Origin of the sequence: Cupriavidus sp. KK10 (genome assembly GCF_018223725.1) — a bacterium.
Classification (GTDB): Bacteria; Pseudomonadota; Gammaproteobacteria; order Burkholderiales; family Burkholderiaceae; genus Cupriavidus; species Cupriavidus necator.
The window spans coordinates 281,220-306,766 of the sequence record NZ_CP073677.1; the positions used below are offsets into that span (position 1 = coordinate 281,220).

Here is a 25,547-nt window from a genome sequence, read left to right on the forward strand (position 1 = left end):
GGCGCTTGCCTGTACGGTTTGGCATGTTCAAACTGCACGGTAAGGCAGTCTTGTCCGGACTGTATATTTTGTCGGCCAGACGCCGCCGGTAGAGTGACCCTCATTGCCGACGCGCTGCCCGCCAGCGTGCTACCCGCCAATCCGACCCGATTCCCCCTAGGAGGACGTATGGACGCCGCCAAGACCGTGATTCCCGATCTCGATGCCCTGTGGATGCCCTTCACCGCCAACCGCCAGTACAAGGCGGCGCCGCGCCTGCTGGCGTCGGCCAGCGGCATGTACTACACCACCCACGACGGCCGCCAGATCCTGGACGGTTGTGCCGGCCTGTGGTGCGTGGCCGCCGGCCACTGCCGCAAGGAAATCTCCGAGGCCGTAGCGCGCCAGGCCGCCACGCTGGACTATGCGCCGCCGTTCCAGATGGGCCATCCGCTGTCGTTCGAGGCCGCCACCAAGGTGGCCTCGATCATGCCGCAGGGCCTGGATCGCATCTTCTTCACCAACTCGGGCTCGGAGTCGGTCGACACCGCGCTGAAGATCGCGCTGGCCTACCACCGTGCACGCGGCGAAGGCCAGCGCACGCGTTTTATCGGCCGCGAGCGCGGCTACCACGGCGTGGGCTTCGGCGGCATGGCGGTGGGCGGCATTGGCCCCAACCGCAAGGCGTTCTCGGCCAACCTGATGCCGGGCACCGACCACCTGCCGGCCACGCTGAATATCGCCGAGGCAGCCTTCTCCAAGGGCCAGCCGCAATGGGGCGCGCACCTGGCCGATGAGCTGGAGCGCATCCTGGCGCTGCACGACCCGTCCAACGTTGCCGCCGTGATCGTCGAGCCGCTGGCCGGCTCCGCCGGCGTGCTGGTGCCGCCGGTCGGCTACCTGGAAAAGCTGCGTGAAATCACCAGCAAGCACGGCATCCTGCTGATCTTCGACGAGGTCATCACCGCCTTCGGCCGCCTGGGCGCCGCCACCGCGGCGGAGCGCTTCAAGGTCACGCCGGACCTGATCACCATGGCCAAGGCGATCAACAACGCCGCGGTGCCGATGGGCGCCGTCGCCGTGCGCCGCGAAGTGCATGACACCGTGGTCAATTCGGCCGCGCCGGGCGCGATCGAGCTTCTGCATGGCTACACCTACTCCGGCCACCCGCTGGCCGCGGCTGCCGCCATCGCCACCCTCGACCTGTACCAGCGCGAAAACCTGTTCGGCCGCGCCGCCGAACTGGCGCCGGTGTTCGAAGCCGCGGTGCACGGCGTACGCAGCGCGCCGCACGTGAAGGACATCCGCAACTACGGCCTGGTCGCCGGCATCGAGCTGGAGCCGCGTCCCGGCCAGCCCGGCGCGCGCGCGTATGAGGCCTTCCTGAAGTGCCTGGAGCTCGGCGTGCTGGTGCGCTACACCGGCGACATCCTGGCGTTCTCGCCGCCGCTGATCATCTCTGAAGCCCAGATCGGCGAACTGTTCGATACGGTGAAGAAGGCGCTGCAGGACATCAAGTAAGCGGCGCGCGCCGCATCGCATTGCCGCCGGACCTGCGGGTCCGGCCTCCCTGACTGCACGCCGGGGCGCGCGCTGACTTGCGTGCCGCGGCAATCGAAGGAAATCCCAAGTGAGCATCGCAGAAAACCGGCAACTTGCCGAGATCCACCATTTCATCGGCGGCGCCGTGCGCCGCGCCGGCGGCCAGCGCCTTGCGGACGTATTCAACCCCGCCACCGGCGAGGTCGCAGCGCGCGTGGCGCTAGGGACCACGCAGGACGTGGCCGATGCCGTCGCCGCCGCCCAGGCCGCGTTCCCCGCCTGGGCCGACACGCCGCCGCTGCGCCGCGCGCGCATCCTGTTCAAGTTCAAGGAACTGCTCGACCAGCACCACGATGACCTGGCCGCGCTGATCACGCGCGAGCACGGCAAGGTGTTCTCGGACGCCAGGGGCGAAGTCACGCGCGGCATCGAGGTGGTGGAATTCGCCTGCGGCATCCCCAACCTGCTCAAGACCGATTTCACCGACAACATCGGCGGCGGCATCGACAACTGGAACCTGCGCCAGCCGCTGGGCGTGGTGGCCGGCATCACGCCGTTCAACTTCCCGGTGATGGTGCCGATGTGGATGTTCCCGGTGGCAATCGCCTGCGGCAATACCTTCGTGCTGAAGCCGTCGGAGCGCGATCCGTCGCCGAGCCTGCTGATTGCCGATCTGCTGCGCCAGGCGGGATTGCCCGATGGCGTGTTCAATGTCGTGCAGGGCGACAAGGAAGCCGTGGACGCGCTGCTCGCGCATCCAGACGTCCAGGCGCTGTCGTTCGTCGGCTCGACGCCGATCGCCGAGTACATCTATACGGAAGGGACCAAGCACGGCAAGCGCGTGCAGGCCTTGGGCGGCGCCAAGAACCACCTGGTGGTGATGCCGGATGCCGATCTCGACCAGGCGGTCGATGCGCTGATCGGTGCCGCGTATGGTTCTGCTGGCGAACGCTGCATGGCGATCTCGGTCGCCGTAGCGGTGGGCGATGTCGCCGACAAGCTGGTGCCGCGCCTCGCGGAACGCGCGCGCACGCTGAAGATCCGCAACGGCATGGAGTCCGATGCCGAGATGGGCCCGCTGGTGACCGGTGCGCACAAGGCCAAGGTCGAAGGCTATATCGACAAGGGTGTGCAAGAGGGCGCGACGCTGGTCACCGATGGCCGCGGTCACAAGGTCGATGGCCATGAGAACGGCTTCTATGTCGGCGGCACGCTGTTCGACAACGTCAAGCCGGATATGACGATCTACAAGGAAGAGATCTTCGGTCCGGTGCTGTCGGTAGTGCGTGTGCATGACTTTGCCGAAGCGGTGTCGCTGATCAATGCGCACGAGTACGGCAACGGCGTGTCGTGCTACACCAGCGACGGCGGCATTGCGCGTGCGTTTGCGCGGCAGATCCAGGTGGGCATGGTCGGCATCAATGTGCCGATCCCGGTGCCGATGGCCTGGCACTCGTTTGGCGGGTGGAAGCGCTCGCTGTTCGGTGACCACCATGCCTATGGCGAAGAGGGCGTGCGCTTCTATACGCGCTACAAGAGCGTGATGCAGCGTTGGCCGGATTCGATCGCCAAGGGCGCTGAGTTCACCATGCCGGTGGCTAAGTAGTTTGTTGTGCCTATTGGCGGGGACCGGTTGGCGGTCCCCGCTCCGTTCAGGGCGGCCCGCTTGTTCAAGGAGGCAGGGGATGAACGTCAGACGTATCGTCGCCAATATCTCGGCCGCGGAGCCTTCGCTTGCGCGCGCCTTCTACCAGGACGTCCTTGGTCTCGACCTGCTGATGGATCACGGGTGGATCCAGACTTATGGCCGCGACACTGCCATGTCCGTTCAGGTCAGCGTGGCGTCGGAGGGTGGCAGCGGTACACCCGTGCCGGACCTGTCCATAGAGGTTGACGACGTCAATGAAGCGCATCGCCGCATGGTGGCCGCGGGCTTTGCCATCGAATACGGCCCGGCCGACGAGCCGTGGGGCGTGCGCCGTTTCTATGTGCGTGATCCGTTCGGGCGACTGGTGAATATCCTCATGCACGCCTGAGCGCGGCTATTCCGCGCTGCACGTGCTGGCCTGCCGGTAGGCGCTCGGCGTGCCGGCTTCTCCCTTGTTCCAGCAGGCGCGGAAGGCCTGCACGCTGGCGAAGCCGCTCTTCAACGCGATCGCTTCCACCGGCAGCGTCGATGCGGCCAGCAGCTTGCGCGCGCGTGCCATGCGCAGGGTCAGCTGGTATTGCTTCGGCGTGAGGCCGGTTTCCTCATGGAACAGGCGCGACAGGTGCCTGACGCTGACCGCGAAACGCTGCGCAAAGCGCGGGTCAGCGACGTTGGCTTCCAGGTCGCGCGCGATCGCATCCTGCACTGCATGCACCAGCGGATTGCCGTGCGAGCGTGCGCTGAACTGCGGTTCAAGCTGCGGATCGGCGCCGAAGCGCCGGAACGGCACGACGTTGTCGCGCGCCACCGCAATCGCGGCCTCGTCGCCGCAGGCGTTGGCCACCAGCCGCAGCGCCAGGTCGATGCCGGAGGCCACGCCGGCCGAGGTCCAGACATTGCCGTCGCGGACGAACACTCGGTTGTCGATCACCGAGGCATCCGGATGGCGCGCGCGCAGGCGCTTGATATGTGCATGGTGTGTCGTGCACAGGCGCCCGTCGAGCAGGCCCGCTGCGCCGAGCAGAAAGGCGCCGGTGCAGACTGCGGCCACCTGCACGCCGCCATTCCTGCCCTCACCAAAGCTATCCCTCAACCATGCCGCGCTATCGTGCCACGCAGGCGATGTCGTCAGTGTGTCCAGAAGTTTGCTGCCAACGGCAATGACCACGTCGCCGGCTTCGAGCCGGGCGGGCAGGCGTTCAACCCGGCCAAGCGCCGGACCCTGGAAGGACGTGACACTGGAATGCGGGCCGACGCAGCGCACAGTGAGTGGCGCAAGGCCAAGTTCTGCCACGCTCGACAGGATCTGTAGCGGCCCGCCGAGGTCGAGCATGTGGACATTGGGCAGCACCAGGAAATAGGCGGTAGTCATCACCAGTGTGGAGATCGCGAGGCCGATGCCGGCATTCTCGCGCGAATTGCAGGCTTTGTAGCGGCGATGGCCGAAAATTTGCTTTTCTGGTCCAAGGCGTTGTCCCGGCAGGCGGCCGGCCTTCCTTAGCATGGTCAACGAACCCCTGCCAAAGAGAGATCGCCATGCACCGCACCCGCCTGCCCGCCATCACCGTGGCCCTGGTCGCCATCGGCTTTGCCGTGATGTTCGTGTCGACCGCGGTGAAGGGCCTCTACCAGGTGTACTTCATCGACCTCGCCACGCACTTCGGGCAGGGCCGTGCGCAGTTTGCCTGGTCCGGTAGTGTCTTTATGCTGGCCACCGGGCTGATGTCGCCGGTGGTCGGCGCGTTCAGCGATCGCGTCGGCCCGCTGCGCACTGCGGCCGCCGGTGCGCTGGCGGCAGGCATTGCGCTGGGCAGCGCGGCGCTGTGGCCGGGATCGCTGACGTTTTTCGTGCTGATGTTCGGCCTTGCCGGCGCGTTCGGGCTGGCGGCCATGACCTTTGTGCCGATGGGTATCCTGGTGGACCGGCTGTTCGAGGAACGCAGGAAGGGGCTGGCCTATGCGGTGGTTACCAACGGCACCGCGATAGGCTTTGTCGTGCTGTCGCCGCTGTGGATCTGGCTGCAGCCGCAGGCGGGCTGGATCACCGCGTTCGGCGTGGCGGGTGCGGTGTTTGCGTTGCCGGTGGCAGGCGCCTTGTGGCTGGCTTCGCGCTGGGAGCCGGCGTCCGCACCGGCGCCACGCACGGCCGAGGCCGACGTGCCGGCATGGACGGTGGTGCGGCGTGACCCGGTGTTCTATGCGCTGGCAGCCGGCTTCTTCGGCTGCGGCGCCACCATGGCCTTTATCGACGTGCACCTGATCGCGTACTGGCAGGGGCAGGGCGTGCCGCGGCTGGCGATGGGCTATGCGATGAGCACGCTCGGTGCACTGGAGCTGGCCAGCGGCCTAGTCTCCGGCGCGCTGGCACTGAGCTGGGACAAGCACCGGCTGCTGGCCGCGTTCTACGCGCTGCGCTCGGCGTCGATGCTGTTGCTGCTGGTGCCGGGCCTGGGCGTGCTGCCGTTTGCGGTCGGCTTTGGCGCCAGCTACCTGGGCACGGTGATCCTGACCTCGATGTTCTGCTTCGAGCGCTATGGCAGCCGGATCAAGGGCAAGGTGTTTGGCCTGCTGTTCCTGGGGCACCAGCTGGGTGCCTTCCTGACGGTGCAGCTGGGGGCGTGGTCGTTCGATGCCACGCGCAGCTACCAGCACAGCATCACGGCGCTGGTGGCGGTGACGCTGTGCTCCGCCGCGTGTTCGTGGTTTGGCCTGCGCCGCGCGGGACCGTTGCCGGCACTGGCCAAGGGCCCGGCGCACGCCGCGGTGCCCGAGGCTGCGAGCCGCTGAAGTGCTGATGCTGCCGCGGCTCCTGCTTGCATGCGCGGCCCTAGCTCCGCTGGGGCTGGCGGCCTGGGCGATGCCGTGGGCGCTGCGCGCAAGGATTGCCGCGCTTGCGGCACTGGCTCTTGCCGGCGCCGCACTGCTGGCACTCGATCCGCTTGCCGTCGCACTAGCGCGCGTGGACGGCATCCTGTCGGCGCCCGGCTGCGGGGGCTGACATCCTCCCTCTGCAGTTTGTCTGCGGTCAGTGCCGGCCAGCCTGGCCTTTCCTATCATTCGATGACGCGCCTGCCTCGCGCGGGCGCGCAATGTGACGCCTTCGCGCCGCGGCGGGCGTAAACTACCGCCCTTTTTCCAGGCCGCGCGCCTCCCCGCCGCGTGCCCGGCCACAGTTGCAGGGAGTCTGAATGAGCTTGTTCCGAACCAAGGACATCGACGCGATGCTGGCCGTCGCGCGCGATGACGGCCTGAAGAAGGTGCTGGGTCCGATCGACCTGGTGATGATGGGCATCGGCGCCATCATCGGCACCGGCATTTTCGTGCTGACCGGCACCGGCGCGCTGACCGCGGGGCCGGCGCTGACGGTGTCGTTCGTGATCGCGGCGCTGGCCTGCGGCTTTGCCGCGCTGTGCTACGCGGAGTTTGCCTCGGCGATCCCGGTGTCGGGGTCGATCTATACGTACAGCTACGCCACGCTGGGCGAGATCGTCGCGTGGATGATCGGCTGGGACCTGCTGCTGGAATACGGGCTGGCCACGTCCGCCGTGTCGGTGGGATGGTCGGGCTACTTCCAGTCGCTGATGGCGGGCTTCGGGCTGAAGCTGCCGGCGGCGCTGAGCGCGGCGCCAGGGTCCGTGCCGGGGGTGAAGACCATGCTGAACCTGCCGGCGTGCCTGATCATGCTGGCCATCACCTGGGTGGTGTCATATGGCGTGCGCGAATCCACGCGCATCAACAACCTGATGGTGGCGGTCAAGATTGGTGTGGTGCTGCTCTTTATCGCGGTGGGCGTGTGGCATGTGCAGCCGGCCAACTGGCAGCCGTTCGCGCCATTCGGCTTTGCCGGCATCTTCAATGCGGCGGCGCTGGTGTTCTTTGCCTTTATCGGCTTCGACGCGGTGACCTCGGCCGCGGAAGAGGTGCGCAACCCGCGCCGCGACCTGCCGATCGGCATCATCGGTTCGCTGGCGGTGTGCACGGTGCTGTATGTGGTGGTGGCCGCCATCATGACCGGCATCGTGCCGTTCGCGAAGTTCGCCGGCGTGGACCACCCTGTCTCGCTGGCGCTGCAGTTCGCGGGCCAGAACTGGGTGGCGGGCTTTGTCGACCTGGGCGCAATCCTGGGCATGACCACGGTCATCCTGGTGATGACCTATGGTCAGACCCGCGTGATCTTTGCGATGTCGCGCGACGGCCTGCTGCCCGAGCGGTTGTCTTCCGTGCACCCGGTGCATGCCACGCCGTATTTCGCCACCTGGACCGTGGGCATCGTGTTTGCCGCGATTGCCGCCTTCGTGCCGCTGAGCGTGCTGGCCGAGCTGATCAATATCGGCACGCTGGCGGCCTTCACGCTGATCTCGGTGGCGGTGCTGGTGCTGCGCAAGACCCGGCCCGAGCTGCCGCGCGCGTTCCGTTGCCCGGGCGTGCCGGTGGTGCCGCTGCTGTCAATCGGCTTCTGCCTGTTCCTGATGGCACACCTGCAGGCGCTGACCTGGATTGCCTTCCTGGTGTGGCTGGCGGTGGGGCTGGTGATCTACTTCGGCTACGCGCGGCGCAATGCCGTGCTGCATAACCACGGCGGCTGAGCGCCTTCAGCTGCCGCGCCCGGCCGCGGCCTTCATGAAGGCCACCGCGCGCGGCTCGTTGGCGTAGGCGGCGTTGATCCGGATCCATGCCGAGGTCTCGCCGCCCGGGCGGAAGTAGTTGCCTGGGGCCAGCGTCACGCCGTATGCCTCGCCCAGCGTCACCAGTTCGCGCGAATCCTCGATGCCGGGCGGGCGTGCCCACAGGAAGTTGCCGCCGGACGGCTGGCAGAACACCTCCCAGCCGTTGCCGGTCAGCTGCCGCACGGCATTGGCGGAGGCCTCGCGCACGCGCAGGCGCAGCCGCTCCACATATTTGCGGTAGCCGCCGCGTTCCAGCAGCGCCGCCGTCACCGCCTCGGCGAAGTGCGAGCCGGCCACGCTGGTCAGCACCTTCACATCGACCAGGTCCTTGACCAGCGCCTTGTCGGCCACCAGGTAGCCGACCCGCAGCGAGGCCGACACCGTCTTGGAAAAGCCGCCGATGTAGATCACGTGCTCAAGCTGGTCCAGCGTGGCCAGTCGGTCGGTGAAGTGGGTCTGGAAGTCCGAGAAGATGTCGTCCTCGACAAAGCGGAAGCCATGCCGGCGCGCCAGCTCCAGCAGCCGGAATGCCACCGGTGGCGCCAGCGTCGACCCGGTCGGGTTCTGCAGCACGCTGTTGGTGAAGAACAGCTTGGGCTTGTGCTGGCGCAGCAGCGCCTCGGTGGCGTCTGGGTCGGGCCCGTTGGCCGTGTGCGGCACGCCCACCAGTTGCACCCCATGCAGCCGCAGCAGGCCGAACAGGTTGTAGTAGCCGGGATCTTCCACGAACACCGTATCGCCGGGCTTGAGCAGGTGGCGCACCACCAGGTCCAGCGCCTGGCTGGCACCGGTGGTGATCAGCACTTGCGGCAGTTCGGCGGCGATGCCCAACTGGCGCACGCGCAGCAACACCTGGCGGCGCAGTTCCGGATGCCCCATCGGCGTGGCGTAGTGGATCACGCTGTCGATCTCGTTGCGCGAGATCGCGCGGATCGCCTGCGTCAGCCCCTCAACGTCGCGCCAGGTTTCCGGCACAAAGCCGCCGGCCAGCTTGAGCGTGCCGCTGGGGTGGTTGAACTGCTCGAGGATGTGGTCGGAAAGATCCTCGGCCAGGCTCGGATCCGACCAGCCGCACGCTGAGCGCCCCGCCAGCGGACTGTCCGCCACATAGAAGCCAGAACCCTGGCGCGAATCCAGCAGCCCCTGCGATACCAGCCGGTCATAGGCTTCGATCACCGGGAAGCGGCTGATGCCGTTCGCGGCTGCCAGCTGACGGATCGACGGCAGCTTTGCGCCGGGCCGAGCCTCGCGGTTGCCGATCCACGACTTCACGCCGTTGACGATCTGATCGGTCAGTGGAATTCCGGTAGAAGCATCTAAGATTAGTTTCATAAGGCAGGGCAGCCGGGGGAAACCGGAGGACGCAACTGTCAGGGAAAACTACTGAACAGTTCATCGAAAACTGTTCACAACTGTACATGGGATTGTAGTGAGGGATGCGAATAATGGAAGCATGGCGGAGAAAGGCGCCGGCTCCTGTGGTCATTCGGCGTCCAGGAGTCGGCACCGGACCAGACCGCCGGGCTGATGAGGAGTGCGACATGCGCGAACTACGGACTTTCGAACTGGACGAGCCCGGACAGCCAGTGAGCTGGCGCGCCGGTTACGGGCAGACCGTCTGCGCGGCGGTGGGCAAGCTGTGGGTGACGGTGGAAGGCAATCCCACTGACATCTGGCTGGAGCCGGGCGCCGAACTGCCGTTGCCGGAGGGCTACCGGGTGTGGCTGTCGGGCGATGGCGCGGGCGCGCGCTTCGCGCTGGCCCAGGTGCCGGCGCCGTGGTCGCTGCGGCGGCTGGCGGCGTGGCTGCGGGCGATGCGGCACCGGGTGGAGGAGCACAGCACCGATGCGTTCGGGGAGTGCCCGAGGATCTGGGCCTGAGCGGCCACTCACGCTGTGCCGGAACGGCCACCTGCGGGTGGCCTTTTGTTTGCCCGGGGGCTTGCGCGGCGCCTGCCGCGGGCGCCTACTCTATAAGGACTGCCCCGCCCCACGCACGCCGGTATCGGGGTTCCGCCCCATTGCTTTACGTTAACGTCAACTTCATATAATCGATCGGCCCCGACCCGGGGCGCAGCCCGCGCATTTGCAGCCAAGCCGGCACAAAACGGCACGTCCGGCGCACGCCGCGGCAGCAGCCAACACCAGAAACGGTGGAGACAATGACCGACCTTTCCGATGTGCATGATGTGCGCCGCGGTGCGCCCCAGCCCAAGCCCACTGTGCAAGGCCGCGGTCCGGTCAACAAGGTGCGCTTTGTCACGGCGGCGTCGCTGTTCGATGGCCATGACGCCTCGATCAACATCATGCGCCGCATCCTGCAGTCGCATGGCTGCGAGGTGGTCCACCTCGGCCACAACCGCTCGGTCGAGGAAGTGGTGACGGCGGCGCTGCAGGAAGACGCGCAGGGCATCGCGATTTCCAGCTACCAGGGGGGACATGTCGAGTTCTTCAAGTACATGGTCGACCTGCTGCGCGAGAAGGGCGGCGAGCACATTCAGGTCTTTGGCGGCGGCGGCGGCGTGATCGTGCCGGACGAGATCCGCGAGCTGCAGGCCTACGGCGTGGCGCGCATCTTCAGCCCCGAGGACGGCCAGCGCATGGGCCTGGCCGGCATGATTGCCGACATGGTGCAGCGCTGCGACATCGACCTGTCGCGCTATGCGCCGGCCACGTTGGAACCCGTTGCCCGTGGCGATCGCCGCGCGCTGGCCCAGCTGATCACCGCGCTGGAGAACGGCAAGGCCGATCCCGCGCTGGTGGGCGCGATGCATGCGCAGGCAAAGCAGGCATCGATTCCGGTGCTCGGCATCACCGGCACCGGCGGCGCCGGCAAGTCGTCACTGACCGACGAACTGATCCGCCGCTTCCGGCTGGACCAGCAGGATGCGCTCTCCATCGCCGTGATCTCGATCGACCCGTCGCGGCGCAAGTCTGGCGGCGCGCTGCTGGGCGACCGCATCCGCATGAACGCGATCAACCACCCGAACATCTTCATGCGCTCGATGGCGACGCGCGAGGCGGGCTCGGAGATCTCGCAGGCGCTGCCGGACGTGATCGCCGCGTGCAAGGTGGCCGGTTTCGACCTGGTGATCGTCGAGACCTCGGGCATCGGTCAGGGCGATGCAGCCATTGTGCCGCACGTCGACCTGTCGCTCTATGTGATGACGCCCGAGTTCGGCGCGGCCAGTCAGCTCGAGAAGATCGACATGCTGGACTTTGCCGACTTCGTCGCCATCAACAAGTTCGACCGCAAGGGCGCGCAGGACGCGTGGCGCGATGTGGCCAAGCAGGTGCAGCGCAACCGCGAGCAATGGCACGGCAAGGCCGAGGACATGCCGGTGTACGGCACGCAGGCGTCGCGCTTCAATGACGATGGCGTGACCATGCTGTACCAGGGACTGCGCGCGGCGCTGGCCGAACGCGGCCTGAAGCTGCAGCCGGGCGTGCTGCCGGCGCAGGCGGGGCGCATCTCCACCGGCCAGAATGTGATCGTGCCGCCGGCGCGCAGCCGCTACCTGGCGGAACTGGCAGACACGGTGCGCGGCTACCACCGCCGCGTGATGACGCAAAGCCGCCTGGCGCGCGAGCGCCAGCAGCTGCGTGAATCGAGCCGCATGCTGCAGGCCGCGCAAGGCGATGGCGCGGCGCTGGACGCGCTGGCCGCCGAACGCGACAGCGCGCTGGGCCAGGTCGAACGCAAGCTGCTGGCGATGTGGCCCCAGATGCGCGAAGCCTACAGCGGCGACGAATACGTGGTCAGGATCCGCGACAAGGAGATCCGCACGGGGCTGGTCACCACCACGTTGTCCGGCACCAAGGTGCGCAAGGTGGTGCTGCCGCGCTTCGAGGATGACGGCGAGGTGCTGAAGTGGCTGATGCGCGAGAACGTGCCCGGCAGCTTCCCCTACACCGCCGGCGTGTTCGCCTTCAAGCGCGAGAACGAGGACCCCACGCGCATGTTCGCCGGCGAGGGCGATGCCTTCCGCACCAACCGCCGCTTCAAGCTGGTGTCCGAAGGCATGGATGCCAAGCGCCTGTCGACGGCGTTCGACTCGGTCACGCTGTATGGCGAAGACCCGCACGTGCGCCCCGACATCTACGGCAAGGTCGGCAACTCCGGCGTGTCGATCGCCACGCTCGACGACCTGAAGGTGCTGTACGACGGCTTCGACCTGACCAGCCCGAGCACCTCGGTGTCGATGACCATCAACGGCCCGGCCCCGACCATCCTGGCGATGTTCATGAACACCGCCATCGACCAGCAGCTCGACAAGTTCCGCGCCGACAACCAGCGCGAGCCCACCGCAGACGAGGAAGCCAAGATCCGCGCCTGGGTGCTGCAGAACGTGCGCGGCACGGTGCAGGCGGACATCCTCAAGGAAGACCAGGGCCAGAACACCTGCATCTTCTCCACCGAGTTCTCGCTCAAGGTGATGGGCGATATCCAGGAGTACTTTGTCCACCACCAGGTGCGCAACTTCTACTCGGTGTCGATCTCCGGCTACCACATCGCCGAGGCCGGCGCGAACCCGATCTCGCAGCTGGCGTTCACGCTGTCCAACGGCTTCACCTATGTGGAGGCGTACCTGGCGCGCGGCATGCATATCGATGATTTCGCGCCCAACCTGTCGTTCTTCTTCTCCAACGGCATGGACCCCGAGTACAGCGTGCTGGGCCGCGTGGCGCGCCGCATCTGGGCCGTGACCATGCGCGACAAGTACGGCGCCAACGAGCGCAGCCAGAAGCTCAAGTACCACATTCAGACCTCGGGCCGCTCGCTGCATGCGCAGGAGATCGACTTCAACGATATCCGCACCACGCTGCAGGCGCTGATCGCGATCTACGACAACTGCAATTCGCTGCACACCAACGCCTACGACGAGGCCATCACCACGCCCACCGGCGAGTCGGTGCGCCGCGCGCTGGCGATCCAGCTGATCATCAACCGCGAGTGGGGCGTGGCCAAATGCGAGAACCCCAACCAGGGCAGCTTCCTGATCGAAGAGCTGACCGACCTGGTGGAAGAGGCGGTGCTGCAGGAGTTCGAGCGCATCGCCGAGCGCGGCGGCGTGCTGGGCGCGATGGAGACCGGCTACCAGCGCGGCAAGATCCAGGAAGAGTCGCTCTACTACGAGCAGCTCAAGCACGACGGCACGCTGCCCATCATCGGCGTGAACACGTTCCGCAACCCGGACGGCGACCCGACCCCGCAGAAGCTGGAACTGGCGCGCTCCAGCGAGGCCGAGAAGCAGAGCCAGCTCGACCGCCTGCAGGCGTTCCAGCAGGCCCATGCGGCCGAGGCCCCGGCCATGCTGGCGCAGTTGCGCCAGGCGGTGATCGACAACCAGAACGTATTCGCGGTGCTGATGGACGCAGTGCGGGTTTGCTCGCTGGGGCAGATCACGCACGCGCTGTTCGAGGTGGGCGGGCAATACCGGCGCAATATGTAGAGCCGGCGGCACCGCGTAGCAAGCAGTGCCCGATTACCGCGCAGGGCGGCCGCAGTGAAGGGCCGCCCTGCGTTACACTCGAAGGCTGTGCCGGCGCCCGCGCCACGGCAAACGTATTCGAGACAAAGCAAGCCAAAGATCATGGACACCCAGTACAACCCGACCAATATCTTCGCGAAGATCCTGCGCGGCGAGCTGCCGTGCATCAAGGTCTACGAGGACGACGACACCATCGCCTTCATGGACATCATGCCGCAGGCCGACGGCCATACGCTGGTGGTGCCCAAGGAAGCCGCGGTCAACCTGTTCGACCTGTCCGAGCAGGGCGCGCAGGCCGCCATCGTTGCCACGCAGCGGGTGGCGCGCGCGGTGCGCGCGGCGTTTGCGCCCGACGGCATCTCCATCGGCCAGTTCAACGGCGCGGCCGCGGGCCAGACCGTGCCGCACGTGCATTTCCATATCGTGCCGCGCTATGCCGACAGTGCCCTGCGCGGCCACGCGCGCGAGATGCAGGACCCGGAACAGCTCAAGGGTCATGCCGAGCGCATCATTGCCGCGCTGCGCGAGCAGGGCGCCTGAACCCGCGCCTGAACCGATTTATCAGCAATCCAACCAAGCAGAGGAAGACAAGATGAGCATCAGGACAGTGGGCATCGTCGGTGCCGGCACCATGGGCAATGGCATCGCCCAGGCCTGCGCAGTGGTAGGTCTCAACGTGGTGATGGTCGACATCAGCGATGCCGCCGTGCAGAAGGGTGTTGCCACCGTGGCGGGCAGCCTGGACCGGCTGATCAAGAAGGAAAAGCTGACCGAGGCCGACAAGGCCAGCGCGCTGGCGCGCATCAAGGGCAGCACCTCGTACGACGATCTCAAGGCCACTGATATCGTGATCGAGGCCGCGACCGAGAACTACGACCTGAAGGTCAAGATTCTCAAGCAGATCGACAGCATCGTCGGCGAGAACGTGATCATCGCGTCCAACACCTCGTCGATCTCGATCACCAAGCTGGCCGCCGTGACCTCGCGCGCCGACCGCTTTATCGGCATGCACTTCTTCAACCCGGTGCCGGTGATGGCGCTGGTGGAACTGATCCGCGGCCTGCAGACCAGCGACACCACCCATGCCGCCGTCGAGGCCCTGTCGAAGCAGCTCGGCAAGTACCCGATCACGGTCAGGAACAGCCCGGGCTTCGTCGTCAACCGCATCCTGTGCCCGATGATCAACGAGGCCTTCTGCGTGCTGGGCGAAGGCCTGGCCTCGCCGGAAGAGATCGATGAAGGCATGAAGCTGGGCTGCAACCACCCGATCGGCCCGCTGGCGCTGGCTGACATGATCGGCCTGGACACCATGTTGGCCGTGATGGAAGTGCTGTACACGGAGTTTGCCGATCCGAAGTACCGCCCGGCGATGCTGATGCGTGAGATGGTGGCTGCCGGCTACCTGGGCCGCAAGACCGGCCGCGGCGTGTACGTCTATAGCAAGTAAGCTTCCCGGCACTTGCTGCGTGGCACGGCGGCCGCCTGCGGGCGGCCGCCGCTTTTTCCGGTGCCGGTTCCGGTCGCCGCCAAATCCCGCTTACACGGCGTTATATGCCGAAACACTCCGCCGCATCCGGTAACAGGAATGCGCGGTAGAGTGCACCGTTCCGTTTACGACAAGACAAGTTCCATGGCTCACCCGATTCTCTTTGCTGCGCTGCTCGCGGGCGCAATGTCCCTGCTGGCGGCCCGTTCGGCGATGGCTCATGTGGATGTGGGCGTGCAGGTCGGCGCGCCGGTCTATGTGGCCCCGGCCCCTGTGTATGTGGCGCCTCCGCCGCCCGTGGTCTATGCGCCGCGCTACCACGGCTGGCATGGCGACCGCTATTGGGACGGACGCCGCTGGTATGGCCGCGGTGAGTGGCGCGGGCGGCATCACCACTCTCATCACTATCGGGACTACGATCGCCATTACGGGCGCGGCCACGGCCATGGGCACGGGCACCGCGGCCACGGCCACTGACCCTCTCGCCGGCTGACGCGTCGCCACGACGCGGCGCGTCGCGGCGTTCAGCGCAGCAGCACCAGACGCGGCACCGCGTCCGCGCCGCTCCAGACCACCGCGTTCTGTTCGTATTTCTCGCCGAGTGCCCGGGCATCCTCCAGCGACAGCCCCGGCACCAGGAAGCTCGGCTCTGCCGGCCAGCCGTTGGCAGGATGCTCGCCGGCGGCTTCGATTGCGCGCAACCCCATCTTTGCCACGTCCCGCGCCAGCGCCTGCTGGCGCCGTGCGTTGGCGTCGTCGTCGCAGCGCAGGCTGAACGGGTTGGCGGCGGTAATGAAGGCGCTCGATGCCACGCCCAGCGCGCGGTGCAGCGCCGCCAGCGGGGCGCTGGGTTGGTCTACCAGCAATATCATCGGCAGGTCGCCCAGCACGCGGTAATGCGTCTCGCGATAGGCCTGCAGCGTGGCGGCATCGATGGCGCTGGCCATGTTATTCGCCGTACTGGCGCAACCCCTCCAGGTCCAGCACCTCGATCACGCCGTAGTCCACCCGCACCAGGCCCTGCTGTTCCAGCACCTTGAGCGCCTGGTTGGCGCGCTGGCGCGAAATGCCTGCAAGCAGGCCGATCTCTTCCTGCGAGATCTCCAGCGTCGTGCCGATCCCCGGATACAGGTGCTCATTGAACAGCGACGACACCGCGCGCGCCACGCGCGAATCGATGTCGAGCAGCCGTTCATATTCCACCGCCGCGATGAACTGTCCCAGGCGTTCGTTGAACTGCGTCAGCAGGAAGCGCGTGAACGGCAGGCTGGTATCCAGCAACCACAGAAAAGTGTCGCGCGGCAGGAAGGCGATGGTCGAGCGGCGCAGCGCCATCACGTCGTACTTGCGGATTTCCGACTTGAGCACCGCGCCTTCGCCGAACCAGCCGCCGGTGGGCACGCCGGTGAAGGTGACCGACTTGCCCGAGGGCGACACCGTGGTGATCTTGACGATGCCTTCGAGCACGCCCATCCAGTGCTCAGCCATGTCACCCTTGTGACAGACGTAGTCGCCCTGGGTGTACTCGTGCACGAACATGGCGCGGCGCACGCGTTCGCGCTGCTCGGGGCTCAGGTCTGCTGCCCATACGCAGCGGTCGACAAAATCGTTCAGCATGGCCTGCAGAAGCTCCCGTAGGGATTAACCCGGAATTGTCACCGGCGTGACAACCGGGGTTGTTGGCATGGGCTATCGTACGATCACAACGGAACCGCGGGTGCCACCAGCGGCACGCCGGGGCAAGGCGCAAGCCTTCCCGGCGGCCTGATGCAAGGCACACCGGGCTTGATGCCGGGCGGCAATTGCTGCCGGGCAAAGCAAGCCAAGTATAACGACCGGACCGGCGCTTGACACCGGGCGTGGATCCCCACGCCGGAGGGACAGGAGACAGCGATGCAGGAATCGTCGGCGACGACCTTCCCGCGATGGCTGCTGGCGCACGCCCAGCAGCGGCCGGATCATCCGGCTCACCGCGAGAAGGATCTCGGCATCTGGCAGACATACAGCTGGGCCCAGGCGGCCCAGCAGGTGAGGGCGCTGGCTTGCGGGCTGGCCGCGCTCGGCTTCAGGCGCGGCATGAACCTGGCGGTGGTGGGCGACAACCGCCCGCGGCTGTACTGGGCCATGACCGCGGCGCAGGCGCTGGGCGGCGTGCCGGTGCCGCTGTACCAGGACGCCATCGCCAACGAGATGGTCTACGTGCTCAACGATGCGGAAATCGAGTTCGCCATCGTCGAGGACCAGGAGCAGGTCGACAAGCTGCTGGAAGTGGAGGCGCAGCTGGCCGAGTCCGGCCGCGCCGTGCGCCACGTCATCTTTGAAGACCCGCGCGGCCTGATGGACTACGACCACCCGTCGCTGATGTCTTATGAACGGCTGCAGGAACTGGGCCGCGAGTTCGACCAAGCGCACCCGGGCTTCTATGACGAGGCCATCGCCGCCGGCCAGCCCGACGACACCGCGATCATCCTCTATACGTCGGGCACTACCGGCAAGCCCAAGGGCGTATGCCATTCGCACTACGGCCTGATCGGCGCGGCGCGCAACGGCTGCGCCTTCGACAAGCTGAGCGCTGACGACGACGTGCTGTCCTACCTGCCGATGGCATGGGTGGGCGACAACCTGTTCTCCTACGCGCAGGCGATGGTGGCGGGCTTCACGGTGAACTGCCCGGAATCGCGCGAAACGGTGATGACCGACCTGCGCGAGATCGGCCCCACCTACTACTTTGCGCCGCCGCGCATCTATGAAGGGCTGCTGACGCAGGTGATGATCCGCATGGAGGATGCCGGCTGGATCAAGCGCAAGCTGTTCCACTGGGCCATGGATGTGGCGAAGCGCTGCGGCACCGATATCCTTGACGGCCAGCCGGTATCGCTCGCGGACCGCGCGCGCTACGCCCTGGGCGAAGTGCTGGTCTACGGCCCGCTGCGCAATGTGCTGGGCATGAGCCGCATCCGCGTGGGCTATACCGCGGGCGAGGCGATCGGACCGGACCTGTTCCGCTTCTACCGCTCGATCGGCGTGAACCTGAAGCAGTTCTACGGCCAGACCGAGACCTGCGCCTATGTGTGCCTGCAGCCGGACGGCAAGGTCAAGTTCGATTCCGTAGGGCCGGCCGCGCCCGGCATGGAAATCCGCATCGCCGACAACGGCGAGGTGCTGGTGCGCGGCGTGGGCCTGCTCAAGTCCTACTACAAGCGCGACGACGCCACGCGCGAGGCCATCAACGACGAGGGCTACTTCATGACCGGGGACGCCGGTGTGATCGACGCCGACGGCCACCTGAAGATCATCGACCGCGCCAAGGACGTGGGCAAGTTGGCCGATGGCTCGATGTTCGCGCCCAAGTACATCGAGAACAAGCTCAAGTTCTTCCCGTACATCAAGGAAGCGGTGGCCTTCGGCAGCGACCGCGACCAGGTCTGCGCCTTTATCAACATCGACTTCGAGGCCGTGGGCAACTGGGCCGAGCGCCGCCACCTGCCGTATGCCGGCTATGTCGACCTGGCCGCGCAGCCCGACGTGCTGGAAATGATCGGCGAGTGCGTGAACCAGGTGAATGCCGACCTGGCCAACGACCCGATGCTGGCCGGATCGCAGGTGGCACGCTTCCTGGTCCTCCACAAGGAACTGGATCCGGACGACGACGAGCTCACGCGCACGCGCAAGGTGCGCCGCGGCTTTATCGCCGACAAATACGGCGTGCTGGTGGAGGCGCTCTATGCGGGCAAGTCCGAGCAGTTCATCGAGACGCGCGTCAAGTTTGAAGACGGACGCGAGGGCAGCGTGTCGGCCACGCTGAAGCTGGTCAATGCGAAGCGCCTGCCTGTGGCGGCGCGCGCGGCATGAGCGAGGGCAGCAAGATGACGCAAGTAGCCTGGCAAGGCCCGGGGCAGCGCGAATGGGCGGGGACGGCACGCACGGATGCCAGCGGCACGGGCAGCGGCGGCGCGATCGCCCCGGCAGGCCCGATGTCTCCCGCGGGTCTGGCGGATGACAGCGGCGCGCATCCCGGCACGCAGCGCGCACAGCGCACCGGCGAGCAGGCGCGCACCGGCGGCGAGGTGATCCTGGACCTGCAGCATATCTCGCTGTCGTTCGGCGGGGTCAAGGCGCTGACCGATATCTCGTTCGATGTGTGCGAGCACGAGGTGCGCGCCATCATCGGCCCCAACGGCGCCGGCAAGAGCTCGATGCTCAACGTGATCAACGGCGTCTACCACCCGCAGCAGGGACGCATCGTGTTCCGCGGCGAGGAGCGCAAGCAGATGCACCCGACCGCCGCGGCGCGCCAGGGCATTGCGCGCACCTTCCAGAACATCGCGCTGTTCAAGGGCATGACGGTGCTGGACAACATCATGACCGGGCGCAACACGCAGTTCCGCACCGGGCTCTTCGCCCACGCGCTGTGGTGGGGCCCGGCGCGCAACGAAGAGATGCGCCATCGCCAGAAGGTCGAGGAAGTGATCGACTTCCTCGAGATCCAGTCGATCCGCAAGACCCCGGTGGGGCGCTTGCCGTATGGCCTGCAGAAGCGCGTGGAGCTGGCGCGCGCGCTCGCGGCCGAGCCCTCGATGCTGCTGCTGGACGAGCCCATGGCCGGCATGAACGTGGAAGAGAAGCAGGACATGTGCCGCTTCATCCTGGATGTGAACCGGCAGTTCGGCACCACCATAGTGCTGATCGAGCACGACATGGGCGTGGTGATGGATATCTCCGACCGCGTGGTGGTGCTCGACTACGGCAAGAAGATCGGCGACGGCACGCCGGACGAGGTCAAGGGCAACCCTGACGTGATCAAGGCGTACCTGGGCACTTCGCACTGAGGCTCTGAACCATGACGTTCTTCTTTGAAATCCTGATCGGCGGCTTGCTCTCGGGCCTGATGTACTCGCTGGTGGCGCTGGGCTTCGTGCTGATCTACAAGGCCTCAGGCGTGTTCAACTTCGCGCAGGGCGCGATGGTGTACTTCGCCGCGCTGGCGGTGGTGGGGCTGATGGACAAGGGCCTGCCGATGTGGGCCGCGGTGATCGGCGCCTTCGTGGTGATGATCCTGGTCGGCATGAGCACCGAGCGCTTCGTGCTGCGCAAGCTGGTCAACCAGCCGCCGATCACGCTGTTCATGGCGACCATCGGGCTATCATTCTTCCTCGAAGGCCTGGGGCCGCTGCTGTTCGGCAATGAAGTGCGCCCGATCAACCTGGGCATCGTCGACGAGCCGATCGAATCGATCCTGACCAACTTCAATATCGTGCTGTCCAAGTTCGACATCGCGGCGGCGGCCATCGCCGGCGTCCTGGTGGGATCGCTGGCGCTGTTCTTCCAGTACACCAAGGTCGGCCGCGCGCTGCGCGCGGTGGCCGACGACCACCAGGCGGCGCTGTCGCTGGGCATCCCGCTGCAGAACATCTGGGCCATCGTCTGGGGCGTGGCAGGCTTCGTTGCACTGGTGGCCGGCATGCTGTGGGGCTCGCGCAATGGCGTGCAGTTCGCGCTCACGCTGACCGCGCTCAAGGCGCTGCCGGTGCTGATCCTGGGCGGCTTCACCTCGGTGCCGGGCGCCATCGTCGGCGGGCTGATCATCGGCGCCTCGGAGAAGCTGGCCGAGATCTATATCCCGCCGGTGTTCCAGTCGATGTTCGGGGGCAACTTCGGCGGCATCGAAGGGTGGTTCCCGTATGTGTTCGCCCTGCTGTTCCTGCTGGTCCGCCCCGAAGGGCTGTTCGGCGAGAAACACATCGATCGCGTCTGACCGACTTCGCACAGGAGACTTACCATGTTTTATCGTGAAGCCGGCCAGTTCAAGACCAGCTACGTCGCCGACAGCCAGATCTTCCCCATCCGCCAGGACCGCATCGGCTTTGCCGTGCTGATGGCCGTGGCCTTCGTGGCGATCCCGTTCGTCGGGTCGGAGTACTGGTTCTCGGCCATCCTGATCCCATTCCTGATTTTCTCGCTGGCGGCGCTGGGCCTTAATATCCTGACCGGCTATGCCGGCCAGCTGTCGCTCGGCACCGCAGCCTTCATGGCCGTGGGCGCCTACGCGGCCTACAACTTCCAGCTGCGCATCGAAGGCATCCCGGTGCTGCTGTCATTCCTGCTGGCCGGGCTGTCGGCGGCGCTGGTGGGGGTGGCCTTCGGCCTGCCGTCGCTGCGCATCAAGGGCTTCTACCTCGCCGTGGCGACGCTGGCGGCGCAGTTCTTCGTGGTGTGGGCGCTGACCAAGTTCCCCTGGTTCTCCAACAACAGCTCGTCGGGCGTGATCACGGCGCAGCGGCTGGACCTGTTCGGCGTCGCCATCGACACCCCGCTGAAGAAGTACCTGTTCGTGCTGGCCATCGTCACGGTGCTGGCGCTGGCCGCCAAGAACCTGGTGCGCTCGGCCACCGGGCGCGCGTGGATGTCGGTGCGCGACATGGACGTGGCGGCCGAGGTGATCGGCATCCCGCTGATGCGCACCAAGCTGCTCGCGTTCGCGGTCAGCTCGTTCTACTGCGGCGTGGCCGGCGCGCTGTATGCGTTCTGCTACCTGGGCTCGGTCGAGCCCGACGGCTTCTCGCTGGACCTGTCGTTCCGCGTGCTGTTCATGATCATCATCGGCGGCGTGGGCAGCATCCTGGGCTCGTTCCTGGGCGCGGCCTTCATCCTGCTGCTGCCGATCTTCCTGGACAACGTGCTGCCGCCGCTGGCCGCGCTGCTGCACCTGCCGTTCACCAATGCCACCGTGTCGCACATCCAGCTGATGGTGTTCGGCGGGCTGATCATCTTCTTCCTGATCGTGGAGCCGCACGGGCTGGCCCGGCTGTGGCAGATCGCCAAGGAAAAGCTGAGGCTGTGGCCGTTCCCTCATTGACGGGAGGGGTGCCTGTGTTACCGCAGTTCCTGTGTGAAGTTCTGAAGCTTACGCATAACGAAACGCTCCCTTGAGGGCGATGGAGACTGTCATGACCAACCTGATTCGCAATGTGCAACGCGCCGCCCTGGTGGTCAGCGCCGCGGCGGCACTGCTGGCGCCGGCGGCGCCGGCCATGGCGCAGAGCAATGAGCAGTTCGTGGCGCTGCCAAGCTACCGCGTGGGGCCGTATGGCGCCAACGGGCAGTCCTGGTATGGCGGTTTCATCGACTACCTCAACTACGTCAATCTGAAGGAAGGCGGCGTCAACGGCGTCAAGCTGTCGTGGGAAGAGTGCGAGACCGAGTACAACAACGCCAAGGGCGTGGAGTGCTATGAACGCCTGAAGTCCAAGAACGCCACCACCAAGGGCACCGCCTACCACGCCATGTCCACCGGCATTTCGTACGCGCTGGTCGACAAGACCGCCGCCGACAAGGTGCCGCTGGTGATGATGGGCTACGGCCGCACCGACGCGGTGGATGGCTCGGTGTTCCCGTACGCGTTCCCGCTGGTGACCACGTACCAGATGCAGGTCTCGGCCATCGTCAAGTACCTGGCCTCGAAGAACGGCGGCTCGCTGGCCGGCAAGAAGATCGTCTACCTGTACCACGACTCGGCCTATGGCAAGGAGCCGATCGTGGCGTTGCAGGCCGAGGCCAAGCTGGGCAAGTTCAACCTGGTGGAGATCCCGGTGGCGCACCCGGGCAACGAGCAGGGCGCGCAGTGGCTGAAGATCCGCCAGGAGAACCCCGACTACGTGATCTTCTGGGGCTGGGGCGTGATGAACCAGACCGCGCTGAAGGCCGCGCAGAAGGTGGGCTTTGCGCGCGACAAGATAATCGGCTCGTGGTGGGCCGGCTCGGAAGAAGACACGGTGCCGGCGGGTGATGCGTCCAAGGGCTACATGAGCGCCACCTGGAACGTGGCGGGCCGCAACGTGCCGCTGATCGCCGATATCGACAAGGTGGTCTACGGTGCCGGCAAGGGCAATATGCAGGACAAGAACAAGGTGGGTTCGGTGCTGTACAACCGCGGCGTGTCGGCGGCGGTGGTGACGGTGGAAGCGGTGCGCGTGGCACAGGCCAAGTTCGGCAAGGGCAAGCCCATGACCGGCGAGCAGATGCGCTGGGCCTTCGAGAACCTGAACCTGACCAACGCGCGCCTGCAGCAACTCGGCGCCACCGGCCTGCTGCCCGAGATCAAGACCAGCTGCGACAACCACGAGGGTTCGGGCAAGGTCAAGATCCAGCAGTGGGATGGCACCAAGTGGGTGGTGGTGTCGGACTGGATCGAGGGCAACAAGAGCCTGATCCACCCGCTGTTCAAGGCCACGGCGGCGCAGTACGCGAAGGAGAAGGGGATTACTCCGGCTTGTTCGAAGTCTTGAGAGGCCGCCCGAATCCCGACTGGGTTCTCCCCTCTCCCGCTTGCGGGAGAGGGGCGGGGGTGAGGGCCGGCGCTGGCAATAGCGAGCGCGTTCACTTCGTGGCAGCGCCCGCCCTCACCCCAACCTTCTCCCAGAGGGAGAGGGAGTACCCAATAGGCAAGCTGGAAACCGCAACACCAACACGAGCCGCACCATGAGCCTTCTGTCCGTCAACAATATCGAAGTCATCTACGATCACGTGATCCTGGTGCTCAAAGGCGTCTCGCTCGAAGTGCCGGAAGGCAAGATCGTGGCGCTGCTCGGCGCCAACGGCGCGGGCAAGACCACCACGCTCAAGGCCATCTCCAACCTGCTGCAGGCCGAGCGCGGCGATGTCACCAAGGGCTCGATCGAATATCGCGGCGACCGCGTCGACCAGCTCACGCCCAACGACCTGGTGCGCCGCGGCGTGATCCAGGTGATGGAGGGGCGCCACTGCTTCGCGCACCTGACCATCGAAGAGAACCTGCTCACCGGCGCCTACACGCGCGGCCTGTCGCGCGGCCAGACGCGCGACGAGCTGGAAAAGATCTACGAGTACTTCCCGCGGCTGAAGACGCGCCGCAAGTCGCAGGCCGGCTACACCTCTGGCGGCGAGCAGCAGATGTGCGCGATCGGCCGGGCCATGATGGCCAAGCCGGCGATGATCCTGCTGGACGAGCCTTCGATGGGGCTGGCGCCGCAGATCGTCGAGGAGATCTTCGAGATCGTGCGCGGCCTGAATTCGCGCGAGATCGTCAGCTTCCTGCTGGCCGAGCAGAACACCATGGTGGCGCTGCGCTATGCCGACTACGGCTACATCCTGGAAAACGGCCGCGTGGTGATGGACGGCGACGCCGAATCGCTGCGCACCAACGAGGATGTCAAGGAGTTCTACCTGGGCGTGGCCGCCAACGATGCGGACGACGGTGCCGGGCGCAAGTCGTTCCGCGATGTGAAGAGCTACCGGCGCAGGAAGCGCTGGCTGGCCTGAGCCGACGTAAGCCGACCCAATTTATCCGGCATTGCCACCACGCGCCTGTGGCGCGACGGCATGCCGCATCCCATTCCCTGACGCACAGCACCATGCCAGAACACTTCGATTCGCTCGAAACCCGCGCGCCGGAAGTCCGCGAGCAGGCGCTCCTTGCCGCCCTGGCACGCCAGGTGGCCCATGCGCGCGACAACGCCCCTTACTTTGCCGAGATGCTGAGCGGGGTCGATCCGCGGCTGCTGACCTCGCGCGCGGCGCTGGCGGCGCTGCCGGTCACGCGCAAGTCGGACCTGACCGCGCGCCAGCGCTTGCTGCCGCCGCTGGGTGGCCTGAACGCGACCCCGCTGGGCAAGTTGCGCCATGTGTTCCAGTCGCCCGGCCCGATCCACGAACCCGACGGCCACGACGCCGACTGGTGGCGCGTGGCCCGCGCCATGCATGCGGCGGGCTTCCGCGCCGGCGAGCTGGTCTACAACACCTTCTCCTACCACTTCACCCCGGCCGGCATGATGATGGAGACCGGCGCGCACCGGCTGGGCTGCTGCGTGTTCCCGGCCGGTGTCGGCCAGACCGATTCGCAGGTGCAGGCGCTGGCCAGCCTGCAGCCCAAGGCCTACGCCGGCACGCCGTCGTTCCTGAAGCTGCTGCTGGAGCGCGGCGACGAACTGGGCACGCCCTGCACCAGCCTGGCCAAGGCGCTGGTCTCGGGCGAGGCGTTGCCGCCGTCGCTGCGGGCCTGGTTCCAGGCGCGCGGCGTGCGCGTGCAGCAGATGTATGGCACCGCGGACGTCGGCCTGATTGCCTATGAGACCGAGGGCGGCGACGGCTGGGTGGTGGACGAGGGCGTGCTGGTAGAGATCGTCGAGCCCGGCGGTTCCCGGCCGATGCCCGAGGGCGAGACCGGCGAGGTGGTGGTGACGGTGCTGGGCAACGGCGACTACCCGCTGATCCGCTTCGGCACCGGCGACCTGTCGGCCATCGTGGCGGAGTCGTCGCAACGGCCCAGCCCGTGCGGGCGCACCAATATCCGGCTCAAGGGCTGGCTGGGCCGTGCCGACCAGGCCACCAAGGTCAAGGGCATGTTCGTGCATCCGGGGCAGGTGGCGGACGTGCTGCGGCGGCATCCGGAGATTCGCGTGGCGCGGCTGGTGGTGACTGGCGACCCTGGCGCGGACGTAATGACGCTGCGCTGCGAGGCTACGCGCGAGGATGGTGACTTGCAGCGTGCGGTGGCGGAATCGCTGCGCGAGGTGATGCGGCTGCGCGGTGAAGTGGCCTTCGTGGCGGCGGGGTCGTTGCCGCAGGATGGGAAGCTGATCGAGGATGCGCGCAGCTACGATTGAGTTGGGTGGCGGCTGGCAGGATCGACTTCGTTGATACCCCGGCCGTCTCCCCCAGCCCTCTCCCGCAGGCGGGAGAGGGCTGGGGGAGAGGGCC

The 25,547-nt window shown here is 66.6% G+C and carries 22 protein-coding genes; 18 read left to right on the top strand and 4 right to left on the bottom strand.

Annotation, left to right across the window (positions count from 1 at the left end):
• Window positions 1–168: 168 nt before the first annotated feature.
• The 3 genes from KB879_RS01415 to KB879_RS01425 all read left to right on the top strand — a co-directional run bounded on the left by KB879_RS01415 (window position 169) and on the right by KB879_RS01425 (window position 3,557).
• A complete protein-coding gene (locus KB879_RS01415) occupies window positions 169–1,500 on the top strand; it encodes an aspartate aminotransferase family protein (RefSeq protein ID WP_153954948.1) in 1,332 nt (443 codons plus the stop codon).
• Between the two features lie 109 nt (window positions 1,501–1,609).
• The gene (locus tag KB879_RS01420) at window positions 1,610–3,127 is read left to right on the top strand and encodes a CoA-acylating methylmalonate-semialdehyde dehydrogenase (RefSeq protein WP_211980587.1); all 1,518 of its coding nucleotides are present in this window, start codon (window positions 1,610–1,612) and stop codon (window positions 3,125–3,127) included.
• 79 nt (window positions 3,128–3,206) lie between these two features.
• The gene (locus KB879_RS01425) at window positions 3,207–3,557 is read left to right on the top strand and encodes a VOC family protein (protein ID WP_211980588.1); all 351 of its coding nucleotides are present in this window, start codon (window positions 3,207–3,209) and stop codon (window positions 3,555–3,557) included.
• Between the two features lie 6 nt (window positions 3,558–3,563).
• Here KB879_RS01425 and KB879_RS01430 read toward each other — a convergent pair whose 3' ends face one another.
• Window positions 3,564–4,673, bottom strand: coding sequence for a GlxA family transcriptional regulator (locus KB879_RS01430; protein ID WP_371827386.1), 1,110 nt, complete (start codon window positions 4,671–4,673; stop codon window positions 3,564–3,566).
• A 32-nt stretch (window positions 4,674–4,705) separates the two neighbouring features.
• Between KB879_RS01430 and KB879_RS01435 the strand changes: the two genes are divergently transcribed.
• From KB879_RS01435 to KB879_RS01445, 3 genes are all read left to right on the top strand, one after another.
• Window positions 4,706–5,956: an MFS transporter gene (locus KB879_RS01435; protein WP_153954951.1), complete on the top strand. Its 1,251-nt coding sequence runs from the start codon at window positions 4,706–4,708 to the stop codon at window positions 5,954–5,956.
• A gap of 7 nt (window positions 5,957–5,963) precedes the next feature.
• Entirely contained in the window at window positions 5,964–6,167 is a 204-nt protein-coding gene (locus tag KB879_RS01440; RefSeq protein WP_153954952.1) for a hypothetical protein, read from the top strand.
• A gap of 190 nt (window positions 6,168–6,357) precedes the next feature.
• Window positions 6,358–7,755 (top strand): amino acid permease, encoded by a 1,398-nt coding sequence (locus tag KB879_RS01445; protein ID WP_153953179.1) that lies wholly within the window; start codon window positions 6,358–6,360, stop codon window positions 7,753–7,755.
• A gap of 6 nt (window positions 7,756–7,761) precedes the next feature.
• On the opposite strand, the gene KB879_RS01450 is transcribed toward KB879_RS01445, so the two are convergent.
• A complete protein-coding gene (locus tag KB879_RS01450) occupies window positions 7,762–9,168 on the bottom strand; it encodes a PLP-dependent aminotransferase family protein (RefSeq protein WP_013955375.1) in 1,407 nt (468 codons plus the stop codon).
• A gap of 209 nt (window positions 9,169–9,377) precedes the next feature.
• On the opposite strand from KB879_RS01450, the gene KB879_RS01455 reads away from it, so the two are divergent.
• The 5 genes from KB879_RS01455 to KB879_RS01475 all read left to right on the top strand — a co-directional run bounded on the left by KB879_RS01455 (window position 9,378) and on the right by KB879_RS01475 (window position 15,290).
• A complete protein-coding gene (locus tag KB879_RS01455) occupies window positions 9,378–9,716 on the top strand; it encodes a DUF2917 domain-containing protein (protein ID WP_211980589.1) in 339 nt (112 codons plus the stop codon).
• A gap of 281 nt (window positions 9,717–9,997) precedes the next feature.
• Window positions 9,998–13,288, top strand: coding sequence for a fused isobutyryl-CoA mutase/GTPase IcmF (gene icmF / locus KB879_RS01460; RefSeq protein WP_211980590.1), 3,291 nt, complete (start codon window positions 9,998–10,000; stop codon window positions 13,286–13,288).
• 141 nt (window positions 13,289–13,429) lie between these two features.
• Window positions 13,430–13,867 carry an HIT family protein gene (locus KB879_RS01465; RefSeq protein WP_013955378.1) on the top strand — a complete coding sequence of 146 codons (438 nt, stop codon included), beginning with the start codon at window positions 13,430–13,432 and terminating at the stop codon, window positions 13,865–13,867.
• A gap of 52 nt (window positions 13,868–13,919) precedes the next feature.
• Entirely contained in the window at window positions 13,920–14,774 is an 855-nt protein-coding gene (locus tag KB879_RS01470) for a 3-hydroxybutyryl-CoA dehydrogenase (RefSeq protein ID WP_153953181.1), read from the top strand.
• A gap of 183 nt (window positions 14,775–14,957) precedes the next feature.
• Window positions 14,958–15,290, top strand: coding sequence for a hypothetical protein (locus KB879_RS01475; protein WP_013955380.1), 333 nt, complete (start codon window positions 14,958–14,960; stop codon window positions 15,288–15,290).
• 47 nt (window positions 15,291–15,337) lie between these two features.
• On the opposite strand, the gene KB879_RS01480 is transcribed toward KB879_RS01475, so the two are convergent.
• Together KB879_RS01480 and KB879_RS01485 are read right to left on the bottom strand one after the other, a co-directional pair.
• Window positions 15,338–15,760, bottom strand: a complete 423-nt coding sequence (locus tag KB879_RS01480) for a DUF3293 domain-containing protein (RefSeq protein WP_211980591.1) — start codon at window positions 15,758–15,760, stop codon at window positions 15,338–15,340.
• A 1-nt stretch (window position 15,761) separates the two neighbouring features.
• On the bottom strand, window positions 15,762–16,430 hold the full coding sequence (locus KB879_RS01485; RefSeq protein WP_013955382.1) for a Crp/Fnr family transcriptional regulator: 669 nt from the start codon (window positions 16,428–16,430) through the stop codon (window positions 15,762–15,764).
• Between the two features lie 276 nt (window positions 16,431–16,706).
• On the opposite strand from KB879_RS01485, the gene KB879_RS01490 reads away from it, so the two are divergent.
• The 7 genes from KB879_RS01490 to KB879_RS01520 all read left to right on the top strand — a co-directional run bounded on the left by KB879_RS01490 (window position 16,707) and on the right by KB879_RS01520 (window position 25,453).
• On the top strand, window positions 16,707–18,665 hold the full coding sequence (locus KB879_RS01490) for a long-chain fatty acid--CoA ligase (protein ID WP_013955384.1): 1,959 nt from the start codon (window positions 16,707–16,709) through the stop codon (window positions 18,663–18,665).
• Between the two features lie 14 nt (window positions 18,666–18,679).
• Window positions 18,680–19,642, top strand: a complete 963-nt coding sequence (locus KB879_RS01495) for an ABC transporter ATP-binding protein (protein ID WP_153953265.1) — start codon at window positions 18,680–18,682, stop codon at window positions 19,640–19,642.
• Window positions 19,643–19,653: 11 nt separating this feature from the next.
• Window positions 19,654–20,568 carry a branched-chain amino acid ABC transporter permease gene (locus tag KB879_RS01500; RefSeq protein ID WP_013955386.1) on the top strand — a complete coding sequence of 305 codons (915 nt, stop codon included), beginning with the start codon at window positions 19,654–19,656 and terminating at the stop codon, window positions 20,566–20,568.
• A gap of 24 nt (window positions 20,569–20,592) precedes the next feature.
• Complete coding sequence (locus KB879_RS01505) at window positions 20,593–21,669, top strand: branched-chain amino acid ABC transporter permease (RefSeq protein ID WP_013955387.1); 1,077 nt, start codon at window positions 20,593–20,595, stop codon at window positions 21,667–21,669.
• Window positions 21,670–21,760: 91 nt separating this feature from the next.
• Complete coding sequence (locus KB879_RS01510) at window positions 21,761–23,098, top strand: ABC transporter substrate-binding protein (RefSeq protein WP_013955388.1); 1,338 nt, start codon at window positions 21,761–21,763, stop codon at window positions 23,096–23,098.
• 193 nt (window positions 23,099–23,291) lie between these two features.
• Window positions 23,292–24,110, top strand: a complete 819-nt coding sequence (locus KB879_RS01515) for an ABC transporter ATP-binding protein (RefSeq protein WP_211980592.1) — start codon at window positions 23,292–23,294, stop codon at window positions 24,108–24,110.
• 92 nt (window positions 24,111–24,202) lie between these two features.
• Window positions 24,203–25,453 carry a phenylacetate--CoA ligase family protein gene (locus tag KB879_RS01520; RefSeq protein ID WP_211980593.1) on the top strand — a complete coding sequence of 417 codons (1,251 nt, stop codon included), beginning with the start codon at window positions 24,203–24,205 and terminating at the stop codon, window positions 25,451–25,453.
• The last annotated feature ends 94 nt before the right edge of the window (window positions 25,454–25,547 follow it).